At 36.3% G+C, this 20,960-nt stretch carries 30 protein-coding genes; 7 read left to right on the forward strand and 23 right to left on the reverse strand.

All coding sequences use genetic code 11. From position 1 onward, the window contains the following. Positions 1-42 precede the first annotated feature (42 nt). Complete coding sequence (locus tag AO843_RS08325; RefSeq protein WP_054610660.1) at positions 43-1,107, reverse strand: NAD(P)/FAD-dependent oxidoreductase; 1,065 nt, start codon at positions 1,105-1,107, stop codon at positions 43-45. Between the two features lie 268 nt (positions 1,108-1,375). Here AO843_RS08325 and AO843_RS08330 point away from each other — a divergent pair, with 268 nt between their 5' ends. After that, the gene (locus AO843_RS08330; protein ID WP_008178065.1) at positions 1,376-1,612 is read left to right on the forward strand and encodes a YuzB family protein; all 237 of its coding nucleotides are present in this window, start codon (positions 1,376-1,378) and stop codon (positions 1,610-1,612) included. A gap of 81 nt (positions 1,613-1,693) precedes the next feature. Here AO843_RS08330 and AO843_RS08335 read toward each other — a convergent pair whose 3' ends face one another. Together AO843_RS08335 and AO843_RS08340 are read right to left on the reverse strand one after the other, a co-directional pair. Then, on the reverse strand, positions 1,694-2,446 hold the full coding sequence (locus AO843_RS08335; RefSeq protein WP_054610661.1) for a TIGR01457 family HAD-type hydrolase: 753 nt from the start codon (positions 2,444-2,446) through the stop codon (positions 1,694-1,696). Next, complete coding sequence (locus tag AO843_RS08340; protein ID WP_054610662.1) at positions 2,443-2,895, reverse strand: DUF86 domain-containing protein; 453 nt, start codon at positions 2,893-2,895, stop codon at positions 2,443-2,445. Before AO843_RS08340 ends, AO843_RS08335 begins: the two co-directional genes overlap by 4 nt. An 88-nt stretch (positions 2,896-2,983) precedes the next feature. Here AO843_RS08340 and AO843_RS08345 point away from each other — a divergent pair, with 88 nt between their 5' ends. Further along, complete coding sequence (locus tag AO843_RS08345; RefSeq protein WP_008178058.1) at positions 2,984-3,250, forward strand: DUF3055 domain-containing protein; 267 nt, start codon at positions 2,984-2,986, stop codon at positions 3,248-3,250. Positions 3,251-3,424: 174 nt separating this feature from the next. On the opposite strand, the gene AO843_RS08350 is transcribed toward AO843_RS08345, so the two are convergent. From AO843_RS08350 to AO843_RS08400, 11 genes are all read right to left on the reverse strand, one after another. After that, complete coding sequence (locus tag AO843_RS08350) at positions 3,425-3,610, reverse strand: hypothetical protein (protein ID WP_197278895.1); 186 nt, start codon at positions 3,608-3,610, stop codon at positions 3,425-3,427. A 59-nt stretch (positions 3,611-3,669) separates the two neighbouring features. Then, positions 3,670-4,197, reverse strand: coding sequence for a D-glycero-alpha-D-manno-heptose-1,7-bisphosphate 7-phosphatase (locus tag AO843_RS08355; protein ID WP_054610664.1), 528 nt, complete (start codon positions 4,195-4,197; stop codon positions 3,670-3,672). Between the two features lie 110 nt (positions 4,198-4,307). Beyond that, positions 4,308-4,655, reverse strand: a complete 348-nt coding sequence (locus AO843_RS08360) for a YutD family protein (RefSeq protein ID WP_054610665.1) — start codon at positions 4,653-4,655, stop codon at positions 4,308-4,310. A 32-nt stretch (positions 4,656-4,687) separates the two neighbouring features. Then, positions 4,688-5,605 (reverse strand): lipoyl synthase, encoded by a 918-nt coding sequence (gene lipA, locus AO843_RS08365; RefSeq protein WP_054610666.1) that lies wholly within the window; start codon positions 5,603-5,605, stop codon positions 4,688-4,690. Positions 5,606-5,711: 106 nt separating this feature from the next. Continuing rightward, on the reverse strand, positions 5,712-6,509 hold the full coding sequence (gene yunB / locus AO843_RS08370) for a sporulation protein YunB (RefSeq protein ID WP_054610667.1): 798 nt from the start codon (positions 6,507-6,509) through the stop codon (positions 5,712-5,714). A 23-nt stretch (positions 6,510-6,532) separates the two neighbouring features. Then, on the reverse strand, positions 6,533-7,642 hold the full coding sequence (locus AO843_RS08375; RefSeq protein ID WP_054610668.1) for an HD-GYP domain-containing protein: 1,110 nt from the start codon (positions 7,640-7,642) through the stop codon (positions 6,533-6,535). 33 nt (positions 7,643-7,675) lie between these two features. Further along, positions 7,676-9,043: a bifunctional metallophosphatase/5'-nucleotidase gene (locus tag AO843_RS08380; protein ID WP_054610669.1), complete on the reverse strand. Its 1,368-nt coding sequence runs from the start codon at positions 9,041-9,043 to the stop codon at positions 7,676-7,678. Positions 9,044-9,079: 36 nt separating this feature from the next. Then, positions 9,080-9,904, reverse strand: coding sequence for a sulfite exporter TauE/SafE family protein (locus tag AO843_RS08385; protein ID WP_054610670.1), 825 nt, complete (start codon positions 9,902-9,904; stop codon positions 9,080-9,082). After that, entirely contained in the window at positions 9,904-10,761 is an 858-nt protein-coding gene (locus AO843_RS08390; protein ID WP_054610671.1) for a DUF72 domain-containing protein, read from the reverse strand. Before AO843_RS08390 ends, AO843_RS08385 begins: the two co-directional genes overlap by 1 nt. Positions 10,762-10,890: 129 nt before the next feature. Beyond that, on the reverse strand, positions 10,891-11,883 hold the full coding sequence (locus AO843_RS08395; RefSeq protein WP_054610672.1) for an ABC transporter substrate-binding protein: 993 nt from the start codon (positions 11,881-11,883) through the stop codon (positions 10,891-10,893). A 614-nt stretch (positions 11,884-12,497) separates the two neighbouring features. Then, positions 12,498-13,388, reverse strand: a complete 891-nt coding sequence (locus tag AO843_RS08400) for a helix-turn-helix domain-containing protein (protein WP_082389421.1) — start codon at positions 13,386-13,388, stop codon at positions 12,498-12,500. A gap of 136 nt (positions 13,389-13,524) precedes the next feature. Between AO843_RS08400 and AO843_RS08405 the strand changes: the two genes are divergently transcribed. Continuing rightward, positions 13,525-13,737 carry a helix-turn-helix domain-containing protein gene (locus AO843_RS08405; RefSeq protein WP_054610673.1) on the forward strand — a complete coding sequence of 71 codons (213 nt, stop codon included), beginning with the start codon at positions 13,525-13,527 and terminating at the stop codon, positions 13,735-13,737. An 80-nt stretch (positions 13,738-13,817) separates the two neighbouring features. Continuing rightward, positions 13,818-14,243, forward strand: coding sequence for a hypothetical protein (locus tag AO843_RS08410; protein WP_054610674.1), 426 nt, complete (start codon positions 13,818-13,820; stop codon positions 14,241-14,243). Between the two features lie 42 nt (positions 14,244-14,285). On the opposite strand, the gene AO843_RS08415 is transcribed toward AO843_RS08410, so the two are convergent. Next, a complete protein-coding gene (locus AO843_RS08415) occupies positions 14,286-14,483 on the reverse strand; it encodes a hypothetical protein (RefSeq protein WP_197278896.1) in 198 nt (65 codons plus the stop codon). A 253-nt stretch (positions 14,484-14,736) separates the two neighbouring features. Between AO843_RS08415 and AO843_RS25565 the strand changes: the two genes are divergently transcribed. Both AO843_RS25565 and AO843_RS08425 read left to right on the forward strand, forming a co-directional pair. Next, entirely contained in the window at positions 14,737-15,339 is a 603-nt protein-coding gene (locus tag AO843_RS25565) for a toxin C-terminal domain-containing protein (RefSeq protein ID WP_054610676.1), read from the forward strand. After that, positions 15,308-15,892 (forward strand): hypothetical protein, encoded by a 585-nt coding sequence (locus AO843_RS08425; protein ID WP_036166835.1) that lies wholly within the window; start codon positions 15,308-15,310, stop codon positions 15,890-15,892. The genes AO843_RS25565 and AO843_RS08425 overlap by 32 nt, the downstream gene beginning before the upstream one ends. Positions 15,893-15,967: 75 nt before the next feature. On the opposite strand, the gene AO843_RS08430 is transcribed toward AO843_RS08425, so the two are convergent. The 7 genes from AO843_RS08430 to AO843_RS08445 all read right to left on the reverse strand — a co-directional run bounded on the left by AO843_RS08430 (position 15,968) and on the right by AO843_RS08445 (position 18,341). Further along, on the reverse strand, positions 15,968-16,663 hold the full coding sequence (locus tag AO843_RS08430) for an N-acetylmuramoyl-L-alanine amidase (protein WP_054610677.1): 696 nt from the start codon (positions 16,661-16,663) through the stop codon (positions 15,968-15,970). Continuing rightward, a complete protein-coding gene (locus AO843_RS08435) occupies positions 16,660-17,079 on the reverse strand; it encodes a phage holin family protein (protein ID WP_054610678.1) in 420 nt (139 codons plus the stop codon). Before AO843_RS08435 ends, AO843_RS08430 begins: the two co-directional genes overlap by 4 nt. Before the next feature lie 66 nt (positions 17,080-17,145). Beyond that, on the reverse strand, positions 17,146-17,277 hold the full coding sequence (locus tag AO843_RS25360; RefSeq protein ID WP_255350368.1) for a hypothetical protein: 132 nt from the start codon (positions 17,275-17,277) through the stop codon (positions 17,146-17,148). An 86-nt stretch (positions 17,278-17,363) separates the two neighbouring features. Next, positions 17,364-17,525: a hypothetical protein gene (locus AO843_RS24510; RefSeq protein WP_156313945.1), complete on the reverse strand. Its 162-nt coding sequence runs from the start codon at positions 17,523-17,525 to the stop codon at positions 17,364-17,366. Continuing rightward, on the reverse strand, positions 17,525-17,812 hold the full coding sequence (locus AO843_RS08440) for a hypothetical protein (RefSeq protein ID WP_054610679.1): 288 nt from the start codon (positions 17,810-17,812) through the stop codon (positions 17,525-17,527). The genes AO843_RS24510 and AO843_RS08440 overlap by 1 nt, the downstream gene beginning before the upstream one ends. 129 nt (positions 17,813-17,941) lie before the next feature. After that, the gene (locus AO843_RS23965; protein WP_156313946.1) at positions 17,942-18,079 is read right to left on the reverse strand and encodes a hypothetical protein; all 138 of its coding nucleotides are present in this window, start codon (positions 18,077-18,079) and stop codon (positions 17,942-17,944) included. Positions 18,080-18,098: 19 nt separating this feature from the next. Continuing rightward, positions 18,099-18,341 (reverse strand): hypothetical protein, encoded by a 243-nt coding sequence (locus tag AO843_RS08445; RefSeq protein WP_054610680.1) that lies wholly within the window; start codon positions 18,339-18,341, stop codon positions 18,099-18,101. A 51-nt stretch (positions 18,342-18,392) separates the two neighbouring features. Between AO843_RS08445 and AO843_RS08450 the strand changes: the two genes are divergently transcribed. Then, positions 18,393-19,445, forward strand: coding sequence for a site-specific integrase (locus AO843_RS08450; RefSeq protein WP_255350370.1), 1,053 nt, complete (start codon positions 18,393-18,395; stop codon positions 19,443-19,445). Positions 19,446-19,514: 69 nt separating this feature from the next. Here the strand turns inward: AO843_RS08450 and sufB are convergent, their stop codons facing one another. Next, positions 19,515-20,912, reverse strand: coding sequence for a Fe-S cluster assembly protein SufB (gene sufB / locus AO843_RS08455; RefSeq protein WP_054610682.1), 1,398 nt, complete (start codon positions 20,910-20,912; stop codon positions 19,515-19,517). Positions 20,913-20,960 lie beyond the last annotated feature (48 nt).

Here is a 20,960-nt window from a genome sequence, read left to right on the forward strand (position 1 = left end):
AGCCAAGGGATTGTTTCAAATTGAAACAATCCCTTTTACTAATTAATCATTTTGACGTTTATAATACCATAATAATCCTGATTTCATTAAACGAGCGATACGTCCTGTTACTGTTGTATCTGCCAAATACACAAAGCCTTGTTTTTTACCAAGAGCTCCCATGAAACCTTTTAATTTAATATCTGGCATTTTTTCAGGTAAATGTTCACCCTTCCAGCGCATACGAAGCACTTTTACAATTAGCTCCGCCTGTTCCTCTGCTAACTGCGCAGTTGGAGGTAAATCTGAAGAAGCACAATCTCCAACAACATATACATGTTCATCGTCAAGCACATTAAAGTACTGTGTTACTAATGGGCGATCTTGTTTATCCTTTTCAACATCCAAATCACGTACGATTTTTACAGGCTGTACACCCGCAGTCCATACAACCTTATCGAGTAAAATTTCTTCTTCATGATTAAAAATTTTACCTGGCTCCACTTTCGTAATGTTGGAATTGGCAATGACATCAACGTTATTCTTCACAAACCAATCCTTTACATACTTACTTAGTTTTTCAGGGAAATCCTTTAGAATACGTGGACCACGGTCAAATAGCTTTATTTTTAAATCTGATCGACTTTCACGTAGCTCACTTGCAAGTTCAATACCACTTAAGCCAGCCCCTACAATTCCGACTGTAGACCCAGCTGGTAAACCACATAGCGCTTGAAGTGTAGCACGTGATTGCCCCATTGTTTGGATGCTATATGTGTACTCCTCTGCACCTGGTACACCATGATATTTATCTTCACATCCAAGACCAACGACTAAATCATCATACTCAATACGTTGCCCATCTCCTAGTACAACTACTTTTTCCGCACGATTAATTTCAGATATTTCTCCATATACAGGCGTTAAACGTTCATGCTCTGGGAAGCTTACACGAATTTCTTTATCTGTTGCAGTACCTGCTGCTAGTGCATAAAATTCTGTTTTCAAACTATGGAAAGGGGCTCTATCTACTATTATTACCTCTCTGTCTAATGGCAGATTATTTAATAGACGAAGCATGACACGCATATTGCCATAGCCGCCACCTAAAAGTACTAATTTTCCCATAATAGTCTCCTTTTATATCTCTTATAATAATTGTTCACAAAGTATCCACAAACGAGTATAACCGATTGTGAGAAGTTTCACAATATCAGAATGAAAATTTGTGAAAGATTTCACAAAATAAATGGAAACATGTTCATTTCGAAAGATTTTAACGCAATTAATAACGATTTTCCCTTTATTTTTTATAAAAAAACATTCTTTACCTTCAATTTAAATAATTGACGAAAATCATAAAACCGAGTAGCATTACTTTGGTGAGGTGACATGGATGAATCCAATGGTTGAATTTTGTATTAGTAATTTAGCAAATGGCTCTCAAGCAACTTATGAAGTACTCGAACGCGATCCGAATATCGACGTTTTGGAATATGGCTGCCTCAGTTATTGTACAAAGTGCTCAGAATCTTTTTATGCTATTGTAAATGGTGAATTAGTAGAAGCTGATTCTCCAGAAGCGTTAACGAAAGCCATTTATCAATTTATTGAAGAAAATCCTTTATGGTAGTTTTCCTAAAACGCCTATATGAATAAATTTGAACAAATAAAAAGGATGTTATGCTAAAAAATCAGCTTAACATCCTTTTTTTTATTGTAACGCATCCACTACATATGTAGGTTGAAGTTCTTTCTCTTGTACAACCTTTGTAGGTGTAACGCCTGTATTCACATGAATTGTATCACAGCCAAAATTAATACCGCACATAATGTCAGTATCATAATTATCACCAATCATAACCATGTCTTCTTTAGCAAAATTGTGTTCTGTCGCAATCACTTCCAGCATGGCGGGTGATGGCTTCCCTATATAGATTGGATCAACGTCTGCTACCTCTCCTACTAAACGAGCAAAAGAACCATTCCCAGGTAAGAAACCATATTCTGTAGGGAATTTAATATCCTGATTTGTGGCAATAAAGGTTGCCCCTCTTTGGACAAAGATGGTCGCTCTAGCAAGTGCCATATAATCGAGTGTACGATCAATTCCCATGACAAATACATCCGGCTCATCTTCAACAGGCTCAATATTTTCACTGAGTAATGCCTGACGAATACCATCAGAGCCCATCATAGCTACTTTTTTACCTGCGAAATTTAGTGCAATATACTTCGCTGTGACTAACGCACTTGAATAAATATGTTCTAGTGGCGCACTAACACCAATAGACATTAAAGCTTCCTGCAGTTGCTCTCGCGTTTTAGAGGAATTATTTGTGACATAAAATGGCTCGATCCCTGCTTGTTGTAAGCGATGAATAAAAGCAACCGCAGAAGGAATTCCTTCCTTCCCACGGTAGACAGTGCCGTCTAAATCAAAGCAATAGGCCTTATAATTTCTCATTGATGATCCTCTGGTAAAAATGCAGAAACTGGACCTAGCTCATTTGTTAAATAACTATGGACTGCTGGCGAGAATTGCTTTAATGCTGGCAAATTCGCTGTAAGGACGTGGATAACTTCAGCGATATCTACTTCTATAAACTCACGTACAAGCATTTTACGCAAGCCAACAACTGCTTTATATGGTGCCTCCATTTCAGCAACTACGACTTTTTCATCGACTAATATATCAATAATATCCTCGTAGCTTCCTGGGTCGCGCATAATGAAACCGTCTATCATTAAATTTCCTACATCCATCATTGACTCCATAATGTTGTGACCAATTCGCTCGATAGCTAATTTCTTTATATCATTTTGAGACCAGTTATTCTCTGTCTCCAAAATTGCTAATAGCCCATCTAAGTACTGTAAATTTTTTGTGATTTTATTACGATCTACAAAATACACAAGGAAAGCCCCCATTCAAATCTTTAAAAGTTGATAGTCTTTTCTCTTCTATAGTACCATAACTATAGGACTGGAAGGAGATTAAAAGATGGAACGCTTTTTTTTATATGATGATGTAGAAGATACAAAAACACGCTTTGTTAGTTTTGCTGGGAAAAAGTTACGTTATGATTTAGCGATATTACAGTCTGGCCGCTTCTTTGGGAAAGTGCTTGTCATGGATATTCAATTTGGTCGCTTTGCTATTATTGGCCCTGATGATGTAGAAGAGCCTGGCTACTTAGAACATGTATACAATCGAACAGAGGATGAAACAGAAGAACTTCGAGAATATTTACGTGAATTATTGAACTAACACCCTTTTTACTGGGTGTTTTTTATATATCATCTATAATGCTTCAGGGGGCAATGCTCCAAAAACTCCTCTAACATCTGACGGATCACTTTAGTTGATTTAGAAAACATTTGCTAAATCAAGATAAAAAAATTCCGCTGGCCAGTAGGCGTCTGCGAAATCTTTTGAGGTAGATTATTTATTTAAAGTGGATGGATTATCTTTATTATGCGGCTTGTCTTTATTTTCATTATCATTTTGCTTTTTAGCTTGTTGATTTTGACCAATAACACCTAAATCATCTACACTAATATCAAAACCATACCCATATTCTTCACGGTCTAGGGGTTTTTTATTGCGTTTCTCCTTCGTCAACCTCATCACCTCCACTCATAAATTATCCTTTTTTCAAAATTTTATACTTCTTTTGTCTCAATTTTTCAAGATGTTGCATCCTTTATTATCCATCGTGCAGCACTCATTAAATCAGGAAATACTGCATCTGCTAACGGGTCCTGCTCGCCTAAAAACACGCCCTTTGTACCTGCTTGTTTTCCCGCCATAATATCTGTGTCCGTATCGCCCACCATATAGGATTTAGATAAATCAACGTTGTATTTCTTTCCTAAATCAACAATAAGTTTACTATTAGGTTTTCTACAGGCACAGCCAGACTTAGGCTTATGGGGACAATAAACAACTTCATGGATAATGGCTCCTTTTTTCTTTAGCTCCTTCACCATGTGCTCATGTATTTTCTGCAAATCGCTTTCCTTCATGAAGCCCAAACCAACGCCACCTTGATTTGTTACAACAAAAATATAGTCAAAATGCTTATTTAATTTCCGTATGGCTTCAGGAACATGTGGTAAAAAGTATAAATCCCTAGGTTTATTGACAAATTTCACACGTTTCGTTAATACTTCATTAATAACACCATCGCGATCTAAAAAGACGGCTCTTTTCATTCGTAACACACCTTTAACAAGCTGTTTTGTGCCTTATTGTTCCCCAATAATTCAAAAGCTAACAATAACAAAGAAAAAAACCTGATGACAACACATCAGGTTTCTCTGTTTTATTCTGCTAAAGGTTCTTGGTCTGTTGGTATTGTTATCTCATTCACATCCAACACTTCTGGCTGTTTCGTTACTTTACCCGTTTTACGTAAAACAAAATAAGCACAGCCAAAATTGCAATACTCATATAGATAATCTTGAAGCGTACTTATTTTCGTATCAAAAGTTGATTTTTGATTTTTATCATCAAAAAAGCCCTTTAATCGTAATTGGTTATAGCCCCAATCACCTACTATATAATCATATCTAGCTAATATATCGGAATACCTTTCCTGAAAAGCTTCCTCCTGAAAGGCTTCACGAAAATCTTCTATTAGTTCATATTCTAATCCTTCAACTATGATCAAAGTGACACCACCCTTTTGTTCATCCTTGACGCTTAGAGCTCAGCTTGTAACTGACGTTCTTTTGTTGCAGCATTTACTTGTTCGTCAGCATGGTAACTACTACGTACAAGTGGGCCAGCTTCACAATGTTTAAAGCCTTTTTCCATAGCAATTTTTCGCAGTTTCCCAAATTCTATTGGGGAATAATATTTTTTAACTGTTAAATGCTTTTTCGTTGGCTGTAAATATTGACCAATCGTCATGATATCCACATTATTTGCTCGTAAATCATCCATTACTTCTAAAATTTCTTCGTGTGTTTCTCCTAAACCAATCATTAAAGATGATTTCGTTGGAATAGTTGGTTGCATTTCTTTAGCCAGACGAAGAAACTCCAAAGAGCGCTCGTATTTAGCACGAGCACGTACTCTTGGTGTTAAACGGCGTACAGTTTCAATGTTATGATTTAAAATATCTGGCTTCGCATCCATTAACATTTGAAGGTTCTCCTTCATACCACCTAAATCGGAAGGTAGTACCTCAACAGATGTGAAAGGACTTTTACGGCGAATTGCACGTACTGTTTCTGCTAAAACTTCCGCTCCGCCATCTTTTAAATCGTCACGCGCTACCATTGTAATCACCACGTGCTTTAGGTTCATAATAGCTACTGAATCTGCAACGCGTTCTGGTTCTGCTAAATCTAATTCATTTGGTAAACCTGTTTTTACTGCACAGAATCGACAAGCACGTGTACAAACCGAACCGAGAATCATCATTGTAGCAGTACGTCTTTCTCCCCAGCATTCATGAATATTTGGACAGCGAGCCTCTTCACAAACAGTATGAAGATTTTTCTCACGCATTAGCTTTTTAAGACCTTTATATTCATCATTCGTGTTTAGTTTTATTTTTAGCCAGTCTGGTTTTCTTAAATGTTCTTCTTTGCTTGTAGGTTTACAAGATGTCATACGGATATCGCCCCTATCAAAAATATGCATTTTTTATATTTACTATCTTCACTGTTGTCAATGTAACATATTAAATGAACTCCAACAACTATCACCGTAAACATTTCTATTTATAAGGGACAGGTATTTCAATGGAAGGTTGAGGCGCATCACTGCTATTGGTATAGATGTTCGGTACTGGACCTCTTGTTAAACCCATCGCTACAGGGATATCCTGTGCAACGGTTGAAGATTTACTTGCGAATGGAACAATAATCTGGACGTTTACTTCTAAATGAATGCCCACCTCTACATATGCACTATTGATCCCAAATTCTTGAATGGATGAGGTCACATTGCTATGGACATTTCCAATCACATGGAATCGTATAGGAATTTTCGGTCCTAAATTTCCGAGCAAAGGAATATTCGCTGCTTGCCCGAGTGGCACAAAAAAGACAATGCCATCCCCTTGCTGAATCCTGTTAATATCATATTCAACATTATCTAATTCAGGCAAATGGGATAGTTCTCCTTGTTCAGCCTGTTCTAAATACATTTTTACAAGCTCTAATGTCTCAGCTCGAACACGATTAATAATTTCCGTATTAAATTTTGTCGTCATCATATCAGAACTACCTGGAGGAATATCTTCAATGATATCATTTACATCTAATACATTGGACGTACGTGAGTTGATGGCTTTACTTACTACATATGATGCAATTTTTGTAGTTTGTACTTCTGCATATTGCAAATATGTGGGCATGAGCCGTTCATTTAAATAATAAATAAATAATATAAGGCAAACAACCATACTAACAATTAAAATGGTTAATCGATTAAGACGTATTCCCCGTTTATTATAAGAGCGCAATTTCATCCTTTTTCGAGGGAAAAACAAAAAAATCTCCTCCTGTTCCATAACGTATGAACAGGAGGAGTAATTTATTCTACTTTCGCAGGAACCACATAGTCCGTCTCAACATTTTCAATCAAAACATTTGGATAGTCCACTAAATTGATTTCATATGTAGCCGTGAGCAATTGATTTTGCTCCTCAAATATACGAATCCAAGGCAATGCTGCATCCAATGGATTTTGTCTCGATACAATGCCACGTCGTCCATCCGATAGTTTAAGAATAACACCATTTGGATAATGAACAACAGCTCTTTTTAGCGCTTTTACGATACGAGCATCATATAGCGTTCCAGAGCCCGCCTCTACAATAGCTAGTCCTTGCGAAGGGAGCATCTTTTCACGATACACTCGATTAGTGGTAACCGCGTCAAAGACATCGGCTACACCAATAATCTTGGCGAATGGGTGAATTTCAAAGTCAACTAACCCTCTTGGGTATCCACTTCCATCAATACGTTCATGATGTTGAAAAGCACAATGGGCCACAAGCAGTGAAATAGAATGTAAGTTGCGTAATAAATCAAAGCCATGTCGAGCGTGCATTTTCATCGCTTCAAATTCTTCATTGGTTAAGCGACCTGGTTTTGTTAGGATATCTTTCGGTACCATTAGTTTACCTACATCGTGGAGTAATGCTCCGATACCTATTAACCGTAAATCCTCAGAGGAGTAGCCAAGTTCTTTGGCAATGGCTATCGAGTAAAGTGTCACTTGGAACGAGTGTTGATATAAATACTCATCAAATAAATAAGCATCTGTTAATATGGTTAAAATCTCATCATTTCCAGTAACAGCAGAAAGTAGTTCATCTACAATGGAGACAATTGTCTTTGATTGTTGATCTAATATATAAGAGGCATTTACTGGATTTAAACCATCGATGGATTGAAATGAATCTTTAATTGTTGTAATGACCTTATTTCGCATCGCAGGTGGCACGGTTTCTTCTACTTCTATGCCCTCAGAAATATCATCGTCAATGTATAGGTAATGTGTATTTAACTGTTGAAGTCGTTGAATAATACGGTCATTAATGATAACATCCTTCTTTAAAAGCGGATGCCCTGCCTCATTCCAAATGGTTCTTCCTAATACCATTCCTTCTTTTAATACATCGATTGAAATTAATCGCATGATTTCTTCCCCAATCTATTCTTTAAGCTATCTCTATTGCTTAAAGAAACTCTGACCATAATCTATCATAATGTTTCGTAAAAATTCCGGTAATATATATTGTTTCTTTGCATATTTGAAACTTGGATAAAAATAACCAAATGTAAACAAATCTAATGTCACGAGTTTATAAACGTGATCATTATCTGCCAACTTTCCATTAATTAATAACTGACGATTGTCATTCATGGAGAAACCATACGTCAATATTTTTCCAAAAATTACGCCTCTAAACCCTAATCCCTTTAATTCAATATAGGGCCATTCCTCATTTTCGGATTGTATATAGATTTCCTTCATTTCCGTAACTGATAATTCAATTGTACATAAATTAATAGGATGTGGAAAAATCCGATGCAAATCTAATGCAGTCACAGTCCCTTTAGGAAGGCCATCTAAAAAAATCCCTGCATTAAATAAGGCACAATCAGCACCACTTTTTTCTAAAATAGCATGTGCAAATAAATCAGATAGCTGTGAGTAGTGGAACCATTCCTTATTATAAGATTTCTTCGTCGTAAATACTGGCGTATCCAATATTCTAATTCCTTCATCCTCTAAGGATTGTACAATTTGCTGCTCGTTATGGATATTTGGCAAGTCCTTATTATGAATTAAAGTATCCTTTTTTTCAACAATTTTCCTCATATTTTCATCATATTCGATGACAAGATGTCCTGTATATTGTCCAAATTTCCCTCCACCTGTCAATAAAACACCATTGACAAGTTTCCCATTTGGCAAGACATGATGTGTATGGGAACCGAATATGACATCAATTTCTGGACACTCTTCTGCTAATAGTTCATCTTCAGTTATACCTAAATGTGATAAGCATAGAATAATATCAACTTCTTTGCGTAGTTGATGAGCTAGACGAAGAAGTGTACTACGTGCTTCAACCATCTGCCAATTTAACTCCTGATAATACACTTCAAACATAGCCGTTGCAGCAATTATCCCTAGCTTCGTTCCCTTCTCTGTTGTAAGCACCACATAGGGCTTAAGCCAGGCTGGATTTCTCCCGTTATATGCATCAATATTACCTACGACTACATCAAAATTTGCATCATCATATAAATGAAAAAGCTCATTATGAGACAATGTAATGCCCTCATTGTTCCCAATTGTCACTACATCATATTCTGCCTCGTTCAGTAATTGTACATTCCCCTTACCGATTGTCGCTTCAGTATAAATATTTGAGCGATCTAAATGATCCCCCACATCAAAAAAATAACTCGTTTCCCCAATTCCCGCTAGAGTGTTACGCATCTCTTTCACATAGCTTTGCATTCGTGGCCAATACTTAAAATGACTATGCAAATCATTTGTGTGAAAAATATGGATTTTTTCAAGCATTAAAGCCACCTCATTTTCATTAGCTACTATAGCAGATTAAGCCAGTATCCCTTCAACGATGGAACGAATTCCTAATAATAATAAAATAATACGAAGGACGAGTACAAGCGTATCTGATTTAATTCTTTTATTTAATGCAGCACCTAGCTTTGCTCCAATATAGGCCCCTGGTATCACTGGAATTGTATAAAGCCATGGAACATGCCCAAAATATATATGGCTGGCAGAATTGACAATAGACGTTAAAAACACCAAAAACATCGATGTTGCCACTGCCACATGCGGTGGAAATAAAAACAAAATAATCATGGCCGGCACAATCATCGAGCCTCCACCTATACCAAACAGCCCCGAGGCAAAGCCAACCCCAAATGTAAAGATAATCGCAAACCAAATCGGATAGCCATAAACAAAGGTAGTACCTTGAACATCAGTAAATTCTTGTTGCAGACCATTTTTCACAAACCATTTTACAGGCTTCAATTTGTCGCGTACAAGTAAAATAATCGCTAAAATAATAAGCAGGATGCCAAAGTATAAATTGAAGGATGGTAAATCTAATCCTTTATTAACCCAAGCACCGAGGATCGAGCCTGGAATACTCCCAATAAAAAATATATAGCCACTTTTGTAATCCACCGTTTTTGATTTCATATAACTTAAAGTGGAGGCAAGTCCAGTGAAAATCATCATCACGACAGATAAACCAACTACTTTTTGTGGGGTCATATCTGGAATCAAACCAAGGTTTAAACCGATATATAAAGTTGCTGGCACTAGTACAACGCCACCACCTAGCCCCACTAATGAACCTATTAGACCAGAAAACAATGCAATAATCACTAATAAAATAAACGCCATTATAATTCCCCTTCAAACATGTTTAATTGTTTAGGCGCTAACCCAACATCTTTAATATTCAAATTAGCTTGTAGTTCCTTTGCGTTTTTCGCTGCGTGATTACCTGAATTGTTATTAAATAATATAAAAAGTTCCTGGACCTCTGTCTCAAGCTTTAAAATATGCTGAGCAAGCTGCTGTAATTCTTCTTTATTATAGTCATATAAAAAGCGAACTTTACGCCAATTTTCTGCATTCCCAGTGTTGCGCCAACCATGTATATTTCGTCCATGTATACGCACAAGCGCTTTATCGGCTGTCACTACAGGATAGAATGGGACTGACCCTACACCAGCCTGCGGCTCATCACAAATCGTATGAATAAATTGGTGCTCCCTTAAAAAGTCAACCGTCTGTTGTACTACATCTTCTGCATACCATGTTTGATTTCGAAATTCGATAGCCACTTCGAAATCCTTTAGTTGTTGACGGATATACAATAGGTATTGCACATTTTTCGCCTGGCAATCAAACCATGGTGGAAACTGAGCTAAAACCATTCCTAGCTTTCCATAACGTTTAAATTCATTGGCACATTCAATAAAAGCGTTGAACATATCATTTTTTGATTCGAAAGGAATATCTCCCCTTAAATGTCCCGTCATACCTTGATAGGCCTTCACGACAAAACGAAAATGCTCTGGTGTATCCTCACACCATTTGCGAACATGTTCTTTAGATGGTATGGCATAAAAAGAAGTATCTACTTCCACCACTAAAAAATGACCTGTATAATCAAATAATTTATCCTTTGAGGTAGTCACTCCACTATAAAGTGAAGGGTGATCGCCCCAACCAGTTAATCCAACTACAATCATGTGACATCCTCCTCTATGTACATAATCATAGCACACAGTCTTCCACTACAATTAAACATCATGTAAAAAATGTAGCCTTCAAAAAAAAAAAGCATGAGTCCCTATACAATTGAACTCATGCCGAATAAGTTATTTATCAAGATTTTGTTGGATTGCCTCTAAAAACGTAATACGACTAAACGCCGGGCCACCTTCCATTAGTGGGTCCACAACATTAACAAATACTTGTTCATTTTTAAAGGCATTTATATTTTGGATAATTGGATTCTTTTTAAAATCTTCTAACGCATTTGGAGCATCCGCATTTTCATCTGTTGAGAATTGTACAAATAAATAATCCGGATTCATATCAGCAAGTTGTTCAATAGAAATAGCTTCTTGTGATTTTGCCTTAGCAATCTCACCGGGTACTTCTAAACCTAGCTCACCATATAGAACAGGATTTAAAAATACTTCTTTTGGATATACATAAGCTTGTCCACCACGAATTCGAATGGCCGCCACTTTTTTACCTTCTAGTTTTGCCGTTAAGGTAGATTTAGCATCTTCAATATCCGCCTTATATGTAGATAATATTTTTTCTGCCTCCGCTTGCTTGCCAGTTAACTCAGCTAATAAATTTAAATTAGATTCCCAATTCGTTGAAATGTGTGAGACTAATATTGTTGGAGCGATTTTTTCTAATTTACTTTGTACTTCCTCCGGAAACTTCGTTGAGCCTAAAATCACATCTGGATCTAATTCTAATATTTTTTCAAAGTTTGGTTTGATTTTCTCACCAATTGATTCTGCTTTGTCTGTAACAGCAGCGTACAACTCAGGGAACTTGCCACCAACCGCAATTGCTCCTACTGGATGAACGTCAAGTACGACCATATCTTCCATGGCCTCCATTGCACCTGTGACAACAATTCTTTCGACCTTTTCTGGCACTTCATAGCTTTCTCCAAGATATTCAATTGTTCTCGTCCCATTTTCATTGGTAGATTCTTCGTGTACTTGTGCTGCTTCTTCGTTTGTATTTGTGGACGAATTTTCCTCTGCTGTCTTCTTCTCTCCACACCCAGCGAGGATAATCATAAATACGGCTATGAGACTAATAAATAGCAACTTGTTTTTCATGGACAATACTCTCCTTTTTAATTGATATTGATTCTCATTATCATTTTAGTATGTCTCCTTCAAAAAATCCAGTATTATTTCAATATATTGTGAAAGTCATTTTCCATGAAAAACAAAAAACCCTTGTCACAAACATAGTTGTGACAAGAGTTAGTCCATATATTAGCCGATAGAACCTTCCATCTCGACTAAGTATAAGCGAAATAAACGTATATAATAGAAGGAACTACAGTTAAATCAATAAAAATGCAGTTTATTTTTCACTTAATTTCATCGTTTTCATTCAAAACGGTATCAAAAATGGTATCACTGACCGCCCTGAAATGGCGGTCTTTTTTTCTTTACCTACATACGATATATCCAATCTTGCTAGGTACAATAACAATTTTTTTATCAACAGGTTTATTAACATTTGTGGATGCATTTTTCCTTGGTTGTTCCAAAATATCAAACATACTCATTTGTTTATTCATAAATAAAACCTCTCTCTTTATAATCAATAGTTTAAGATTTATAAAATAAGTAAATACTAATCTGTGTAAGGGGGATCGCTATGAACAACAATGTGTCCTAAACCCTTAATCTCTTTACTCCATTTTTACAGTTCATAGCGATTACCATTCAAGCCAGTTTTCTAAATTTGGTCTCCTACATATCTCCGAACGACTATCACGCTCATTCAGCCAGTTATAGAAAGGTACTGGACGCTCTCTATCTGCTGTTTTTTCTATAGATGAAGATTTATTAGGCGTAACTTTTGAACGCTCTAAAACCTTGTTATACGCCCCTACAAACACGGCTCTTAATGTATTTGTTACAGTTAAAGTTCCTTCTTTAATATCCATAGCAATTTTAAATAGCACGTTCTTTGCTTTTATAAATTCATCCACAGAATTTACTTGTGCAGCTAATACAATCTTGTGTAGTTCATCTTTCAAGTTATCAGCTAACAGCAAACTATTCATGAAGTCGAATAGCATTACCTGGTACTCGTTCATGTATTCCTTTTTCTTTTCAGCTTGCAAAGCTAATTCATTGCCAAGACTCATAATATTATTTGCTTGTTTAGAACTTAAAAGATTAAAAGATTTAGATGCTTGATTCTGAGATTGTGGACGGCAAGCCACGTCATTACTAGCTTCATCGACTGTCTCTCGATGTTTCAAACTCGATGTATCATCATAAGGTAAAATGCGATAGATGCTAGCTCCTTTGATGCCATTCAACTTTGTTTGCTTCACTTTTTCGATGATGTTTAAGCTAACTAATTTCTTTATTGCACGCATTACTGTGCTTCTGGATGTTCCAGTTTGCTCGGCTATTGTTTCAGCTTTTAAGTGACAAGTGCCAGGATAAGCTAATGAACGACTAGCTAAAGCAAATACGATTACTCGCTCTGATTCTGTTAAATCATAATAATGAACGGCCATGTGGTTTTCCACACTCTTATCCATATCTGTTACTGAGTTAAATGTTATGTATTGTGCTAGGTATTCGAATGCCATTTTGTATTTCACCTCTTTTCTATAAATCATCCGTTTTTCCGTATAAACGTTTTATTGATTATTATCATATATACGTTTAAACGGAAATGTTTTATAATGACTATAGGAATATTTCTAAAGGTAGGTGATTAGAATAATGGAGATGCGAGTAAAATTAAAAGAAGTGTTAGAAGAACGAAACATGACTCAAGGTGAACTCGTTAAAATGACAGGGCTACGACAAGCTGTTGTAAGTGAATTAGTTCATAACCAAAGAATGAGCTTAAAAAAAGAGCACATCACAAAAATCTGTGAAGCACTCGATATTAATCGTATTGAGGATATAATCGAACTTGTTGAAAACAGATGACAAATAAAAGTTATCTGTTTTTTTATGTATACTTTTCACCCATACTTTCCTAAAATGGTAATTGAAAGGAAGTGCTTTGTATGAAGAAGTTATTTTATATTGGGGCATTATCAGCCTTATTATTAGCTGCATGTAGTGACGGCGAGGAAGTCGAGCCAGATAAAGATGTATCGGAACAGGTAGAAAAAACAGAACCTACACAAGCTGAATTGGATACCCAATTAAAAAAGGATGCCACGGCAATTGATTTTGTTGCAGCAAATGGTGATGAGGTTGAGGTAAATACAAAGGTTACTATTAGCGGTGAGGTAACGGGCATTTCATCTGAAGGTGTTGGAGGAACTTTCACTGTTACGACTACAGAGAAAGATGGATTCGGCATGTACACGGTTGAAAATTATGCATTAGCAGAAATTCAAGAAGGGTCTAAAGTAACGGTTTACGGTGTATACAAAGGGAAAGATGATGTAGGATTTCCTACGATTACTGCAACAATTATAGAGTAAAAATAAGCCCTCCACAGATTTGAATTGTGGACGGCTTATTTTTTATTTTTCAACTGCATATAAAAGTCCATCCATCTCTACCTCTTTAACGTGTTGCAAATTAATCGCCATGTCAATATCATCAAAAACTACCATGTTAGCATCATTGATCTTAACGGCTTCTGTGGTAAAAACGTTCCGTTCACTGTCAATTTTGATTATAGCGCCATCATGTAAAGTAAATTCGTATTTGTGCATCATCTCACCTCCTTACCAACAACTTACAGTAAATTGGTAGACAAATCTATAAAAGGTGGCAAAATTTCTTTTTGGTCCTATTGCCGACAAAATGCAACAAACATTTATTACTTTTTTCAGTCTACTTAAAAATGACTTCGGAACTTAATCTAATAGATATTTAGTATTAAATTACAAAAATACCTATATTTACCTTGATATATATGTAATAATAGAATCCTATTCTACAAAAATATAATTTCGGAGGTAATTAAGAATGAAAAAAATTTTTACTTTATTAAGTCTTTTAGTTTTATTCAGCACTACTATTTCAGTTCCTTTTGCTAGTGCAAATGAAGAAGAGTTTCTGCACTCTACCAATGCTAGCCAAATGGAAGTAGACACACAAAGTGAGTATGATTTGAAAGCGCTCGAGATAATAAAAGAATTAGAAACATCAGATGAAGGTGTTATAGTAGAAGAATATCAAGCAGAAGAATTAGAAACATCAGATGAAGGTGTTATAGTAGAAGAATATCAAGCAGAAGAATATAAGATAGATGAAGAAGTTGAGAAAGCTATAATTTTAAAAAAGGGTAAAAAGCCACCCAAAAAGGATCCATCTAAATCTGAACCTGTTTACAAGACAGATAAAGAAGCAACTACAGCTGCAAAGAAACTCGGTTATACTAAAATATCAGAGACATGTGGTAAAGCTGCAATTTTCAGAAACAAAAAAGGAAAACCTGAATATATATCTCGTGATATAGATGGTCATATTGGTGGAGCTTGGAAAGGTGGCTCTTCACCTAGTACTATCTGTTCAAAAGACACTAGGAGTGGTACATATGATAAAAACCTCACAAGGATTGGCGACTAAATCTATTCATACTAAGTCTGGGGTTCCCATTACTGAACCGTGGAGTTCTTCAATGTATTTTAATGCGTCAATGGAAAACCGTGTTCGATTCTTAACGGATTATTTTAAAGAAGTTCGAGTGGATGGGATTCGAAAGTTTATTAATGACCTCACACTGGATGATCCCACTGTTGATCTATTCATTTCTTTAGAATACGATAATAAAAAGAAATACATCTCTAATAACTTATCCAAGCGTATACGCTTAGTTAATTGGAAAGAATATAAACTTACAAGTGAAGAGTTTGATCTTTATGAAGGCTTTGGTAAGATTGCATTAATAAAAGATGTAGCAGTAAATGACACCATTTTATATACAATAGATGCGCTTCTCAACAAAAATAAGTGTGCCTCTAATGCTGTATTTTTTATTGTCACGAGTAAGTATTTAGTTCATTTCGGAGCGAGTGGGGACGTAATTAATATACTTTCTACAGATCCTATAAATATTAAAAACCTAAAAATGAATTATAAAGGTATTTTTGATACTTTTTATGATGAACCTTTAAGCTAACTTCAGTAATTAAATATGTAAACGCAAAAAGCCCGTCATCACTGTGATTTGAACATTAATGACGGGCTTTGATTTTCATTTAACTTTACGTTCAATATAAATCAATGCATACTCCAATATTTTCTCTGTTGAATAATTATCAACATCAGTATGTGGCGATGTAAATGTACCATCCGCTACTGCTTTACGAATTAAATTACGCCCTTTGTCCTCCACAGTTGATGATGTGGAAGGCTTCAGCATTTTACCGACCGCTTTTGCTAGTTGTCCTGCAATCGCTTGGCATATCTTCTCAAAGTCTCGCTTGTACATTGCAACATCTACGCTATCATTTACAAAGCATACTTCAATCAAGTAACAAGGTTTATTCGTACCTTTTAGCAATCCTAAATCAGTACGAATTTTCACCCCACGATTCTGCAATCCACTCGCATTACTAATCGCATCTGTAATAGCTGTAGCTGTATCAATATTTTTCCCACTATAAATAAGTGTCTCTGTGCCGATGCCTTTGTTGTGTGTGCCTGGAACTGAATTAAAGTGAATAGACACATCAATTTCTCGGCTCGATTTATTATGTTGTGCAATCAACCATTTGATGTTTGCTGCCTGCGATTTACTCACGTTATCCTCAATGTAATTTGTAATAATACCTGCTGCACGTAAAATAGACGTTACACGCTTTGCTACGTTGATTGCTTCGGTTCCTTCGTCGATTAATCCCATAGCTCCAGTATTCTTTCCTCGATGTCCTGGGGAAACTGTAATCATTTATTACCACCGTCCTTTTTATCATCGTTGTCCATTTGCAATTGCGTTAATGCATTGGTTAAAAATTTAGGTACTTTGATTCCGAGTTTACCTAGATTCTCAATCATCGAAATACCTTCCATGCCGATTAAAAACAATATCATAGCGTTACGCATGAAGTTGCCACTCTCTGTTGCTAAGTCCAATTGCACTGCTGCAATAACCATTAAAACCATTGCTGTTTTTTTAATCAAACCTTTAAATGCCTTTTTACTTTCAACGTTTTTATGGATGAATCCAACCATGATGCCAAGAATATAATCAATTACCATGAAGATGATAAAAGCTTTGATTAGATGGTCAATGCCACCGACAAGGTATGCTAACCATGCCATTGAGCCACCTACTAGTGACGTGTATAATGTATCTGTTTTCATTTGACACCTTCCTTTTCTGCATAATAAAAGCCCTCCACAGATGATTGTGGAAGGCCTATAAAATAGTTATTCTACATCTTCTTTGACGATCTTCTTAAAAAATTCACTGAAAACCGTTTCTTGTTGTTCATTTCCATCTGAAATAAGTTCGTGTGCTGTTACACCTTTTAAAATTGTGTCTTTTATTTGGTCGCTCATGTTTTTCACCTCTCTTTGAAAAACATTATTATAATAACGGACAAAATTATTAACAATTAATTTTAGACAATAAAAATAACGCTTGCTTATGCTTGCGTTTGCTGTGAGTCCATATTTGTTAATAATTGCGTATATTCTTCATCTTCCAACTGATTATTGGCGTAGAAGACATTTACCTTCTTTAACATGTCGTCATAGCTGTATCGGTTACGATCAATTAAAAATTTACATAAGTCATATACCTTCATTATAATTTTCCTCCCTCGATGCCCATTTCATTCATGGTAATTAAGTATTCTGTATTGATAAGCGTTTGAGCTTGCATTTCTTCGGCTGTTGGTGGTGGCTCAACTGGCGGTGGATTGTATTCAGCTGGCGGTGTAAATTCACCTGTTTTACTGTTGTAGTACCATCCTTCTTGAATATGATTTTTCCCAGTAATATCAACCAATTTAATATTTGGTGCAAAATCAGGTTTTTCATTAGCTTCAAAAATCCAATGTGCTTTGTTGTAAAGTATCAGTGCAAATTTCATTTAATCACTCCCACCATTTCACAGTTAGTATGCCGTTACCACCGTCACCACCAAGCCCCCGGATGTCACCCACACCGCCAGCCCCTTTGCCGCCGATACCAATTGTAACGTTGACTACGGTACCAGGTGTTACCGTGACAGGTTGGTCAATAACAAAATGACCACCACCGCCACCGTGGTAGATTGGGTTAGCACCACCGCCACCAGAACAGTAAGCACCTTTACCGCCACCGCCACCACCACCGCTATAGTAGCCACTACTGCCACCCCAACCACCTGTGTTATCTTAGAACTGGCTGATGCCAGTAATAGACGCGTTACCCGTAGCACCACCAGCACCGCCAGGTAGCGTTAACAGCGTGCCGAAGCTTGTTGCGCCACCTGTCGCGCCTGTATGGTAAGTAGCAGTACCGCCAACATTACTATAGCCACCACCGCCACCACCTGCGCCACCACCTGTTAAATAAACCTCGGTTACGCCTGCAGGAACAACGAAAGTTCCGTTTGTGGTGAAAACTTTAGTTTTCATAACTTTCCCAGCATCTTTATTTTCTATCTGTGTACCAATATTGCCTATGCCCTGTTTAAAGACGAGGCAAGGAAAACTTGGTATTTCAAATTACGGTATAAAGATATGTATGGCCGTAATAAACAGAAAATGCAACGAGGTTTTAAAACAAGTAGAGAAGCAAAAAAAGCCGAAGCTGAATTTATAACAAGTATAGACAACATGTTTTCGGACCAAGTTACCATCCAAGAAGTTTTCGAACACAACATCAAACATAAAGCTCTTAAAGAGAAAACTATTACAAGACGAACAAACGAATATAATTTACACATTAAACCATTTTTCGGACATATTAAAATTAAAGACCTAAACACGAATCACTTTTTAGAATTTAAAACTTATCTAGAGAAACACTTCACTTCACTGAATAGTGCAAGAACCGTTTACAGCAATTTAAAAGTAATTGTAAATCACGCCATAAAATTTTTTGGTCTTCGAGTTGATCCCAGTATTTCTATTGATCCTATTAAGCGAATCAAGCCTGAAATAGAGATAATAAAACTTGCTGAGTTTAAAGAAAGAGTGAATCATGAAGCATTAGATTTACACTATTATCGACAAATGACAATGCTAATCTTTTTTACAGGTCTTAGAGTAGGTGAAGCTTTAGCGCTTCAATGGCAGTTTGTTGACTTAGAAAAGAATCAGATTTATATAAAGCACACTTGGGATTTTAATAAGAAAAAATTAGGACGACCTAAAACAGAGGCAAGCGAAGCATTTGTTCCTTTACCAAAATTCATAACAAAATTATTAGTTCAAATGAAAAAAGAATCCGAAGAAAAAATCTACGGATTCAAAGAAAATAACAATGAGTATTTTGTGTTTGGAGGGCTAGCTCCATACCACTATAGTCATTACCATAAAAAATATAAACAAGCTTTTCCTGAGTTGCGTATACATGACTTACGGCATAGTTACGCTGCACATTTAATCAACAAGAAAGTAGATATTTATTTAGTAAAAGAATTAATGCGTCACGATGATATTAAGCAAACCTCAAATACCTACGGCCATTTATATGTTGAACGTAAACATGAAGCTATGCATGTTTTCGATGATTAAAGTGGTATCAAAATGGTATCACACTATTATAGATACCACTTTAAAACATTGATATATCAACAACTACGCTTATCCAATACTACCTTCCATCTCGAATTTAATGAGACGGTTCATTTCTACTGCGTATTCCATTGGTAATTCTTTTGTGAATGGCTCGATGAAGCCCATTACGATCATTTCTGTCGCTTCTTCTTCAGAGATTCCACGAGACATTAAATAGAATAATTGTTCTTCAGACACTTTTGAAACTTTCGCTTCATGCTCTAAAGAAACATTATCATTAAGGATTTCGTTGTATGGAATTGTATCAGAAGTCGATTGGTTATCCATAATCAACGTATCACATTCAATGTTGGCACGTGCACCGCTAGCTTTCGGACCGAAACGAACTTGTCCCATATACGTAACTTTACCACCTTGTTTAGCAATCGATTTAGAAACGATTGTAGAAGATGTGTTTGGTGCCATATGAATCATTTTTGCGCCAGCATGTTGATGTTGACCTTTACCTGCTAATGCAATGGATAATGTCATACCACGAGCACCTTCACCTTTTAAGATACATGCTGGGTATTTCATTGTTAATTTAGAACCAATGTTACCATCAATCCATTCCATTGTACCATTTTCTTCAACAACTGTTCGTTTCGTTACAAGATTGTATACGTTGTTTGCCCAGTTTTGAATCGTTGTATAACGGCAATAAGCATCTTTACCGACAATAATTTCTACAACTGCTGAGTGTAAAGAGTTTGTTGTGTAAACAGGAGCTGTACAACCTTCAACATAGTGTACGTGCGCGCCTTCATCCACAATAATTAGCGTACGTTCGAATTGGCCCATATTTTCAGAGTTAATGCGGAAGTAAGCTTGTAACGGTGTTTCTACTTTTACACCTGGTGGTACATAGATAAATGATCCACCTGACCATACAGCTGAGTTTAAAGCAGCAAATTTATTGTCCGTGTAAGGAATCACTTTGCCCCAATATTTTTTGAAAATATCTTCGTTTTCACGTAATGCAGAGTCAGTATCTTTAAACACAATACCAAGATCTTCAAGGTCTTTTTTCATGTTGTGATAAACTACCTCAGATTCATATTGTGCTGATACACCTGCAAGATATTTTTGTTCTGCTTCTGGAATACCTAATTTGTCAAAAGTAGCTTTAATCTCATCAGGTACTTCATCCCATGATTTTTGTGTAGCTTCTGATGGTTTTACATAGTACGTAATTTCATCAAAATCTAAATCTCCAAGATCGCCACCCCATTGTGGCATTGGTTTTGTATAAAATGTTTCAAGTGCTTTTAAGCGGTACTCAAGCATCCACTCTGGCTCTTGTTTCATATTTGAAATTTCACGAACGATTTCTTCAGTTAAACCACGTTTTGAACGGAAAATTGATACGTCCTTGTCATGGAATCCGTATTTGTAATCGCCGATATCAGGCATTTTTTTAGCCATCTTTTCTCCTCCGTTCGTTGAGATGTATTATTCGGGTATCCACCCCTT

The organism is Lysinibacillus sp. ZYM-1 (assembly GCF_001308875.1).
Taxonomy (GTDB): Bacteria; Bacillota; Bacilli; order Bacillales_A; family Planococcaceae; genus Lysinibacillus.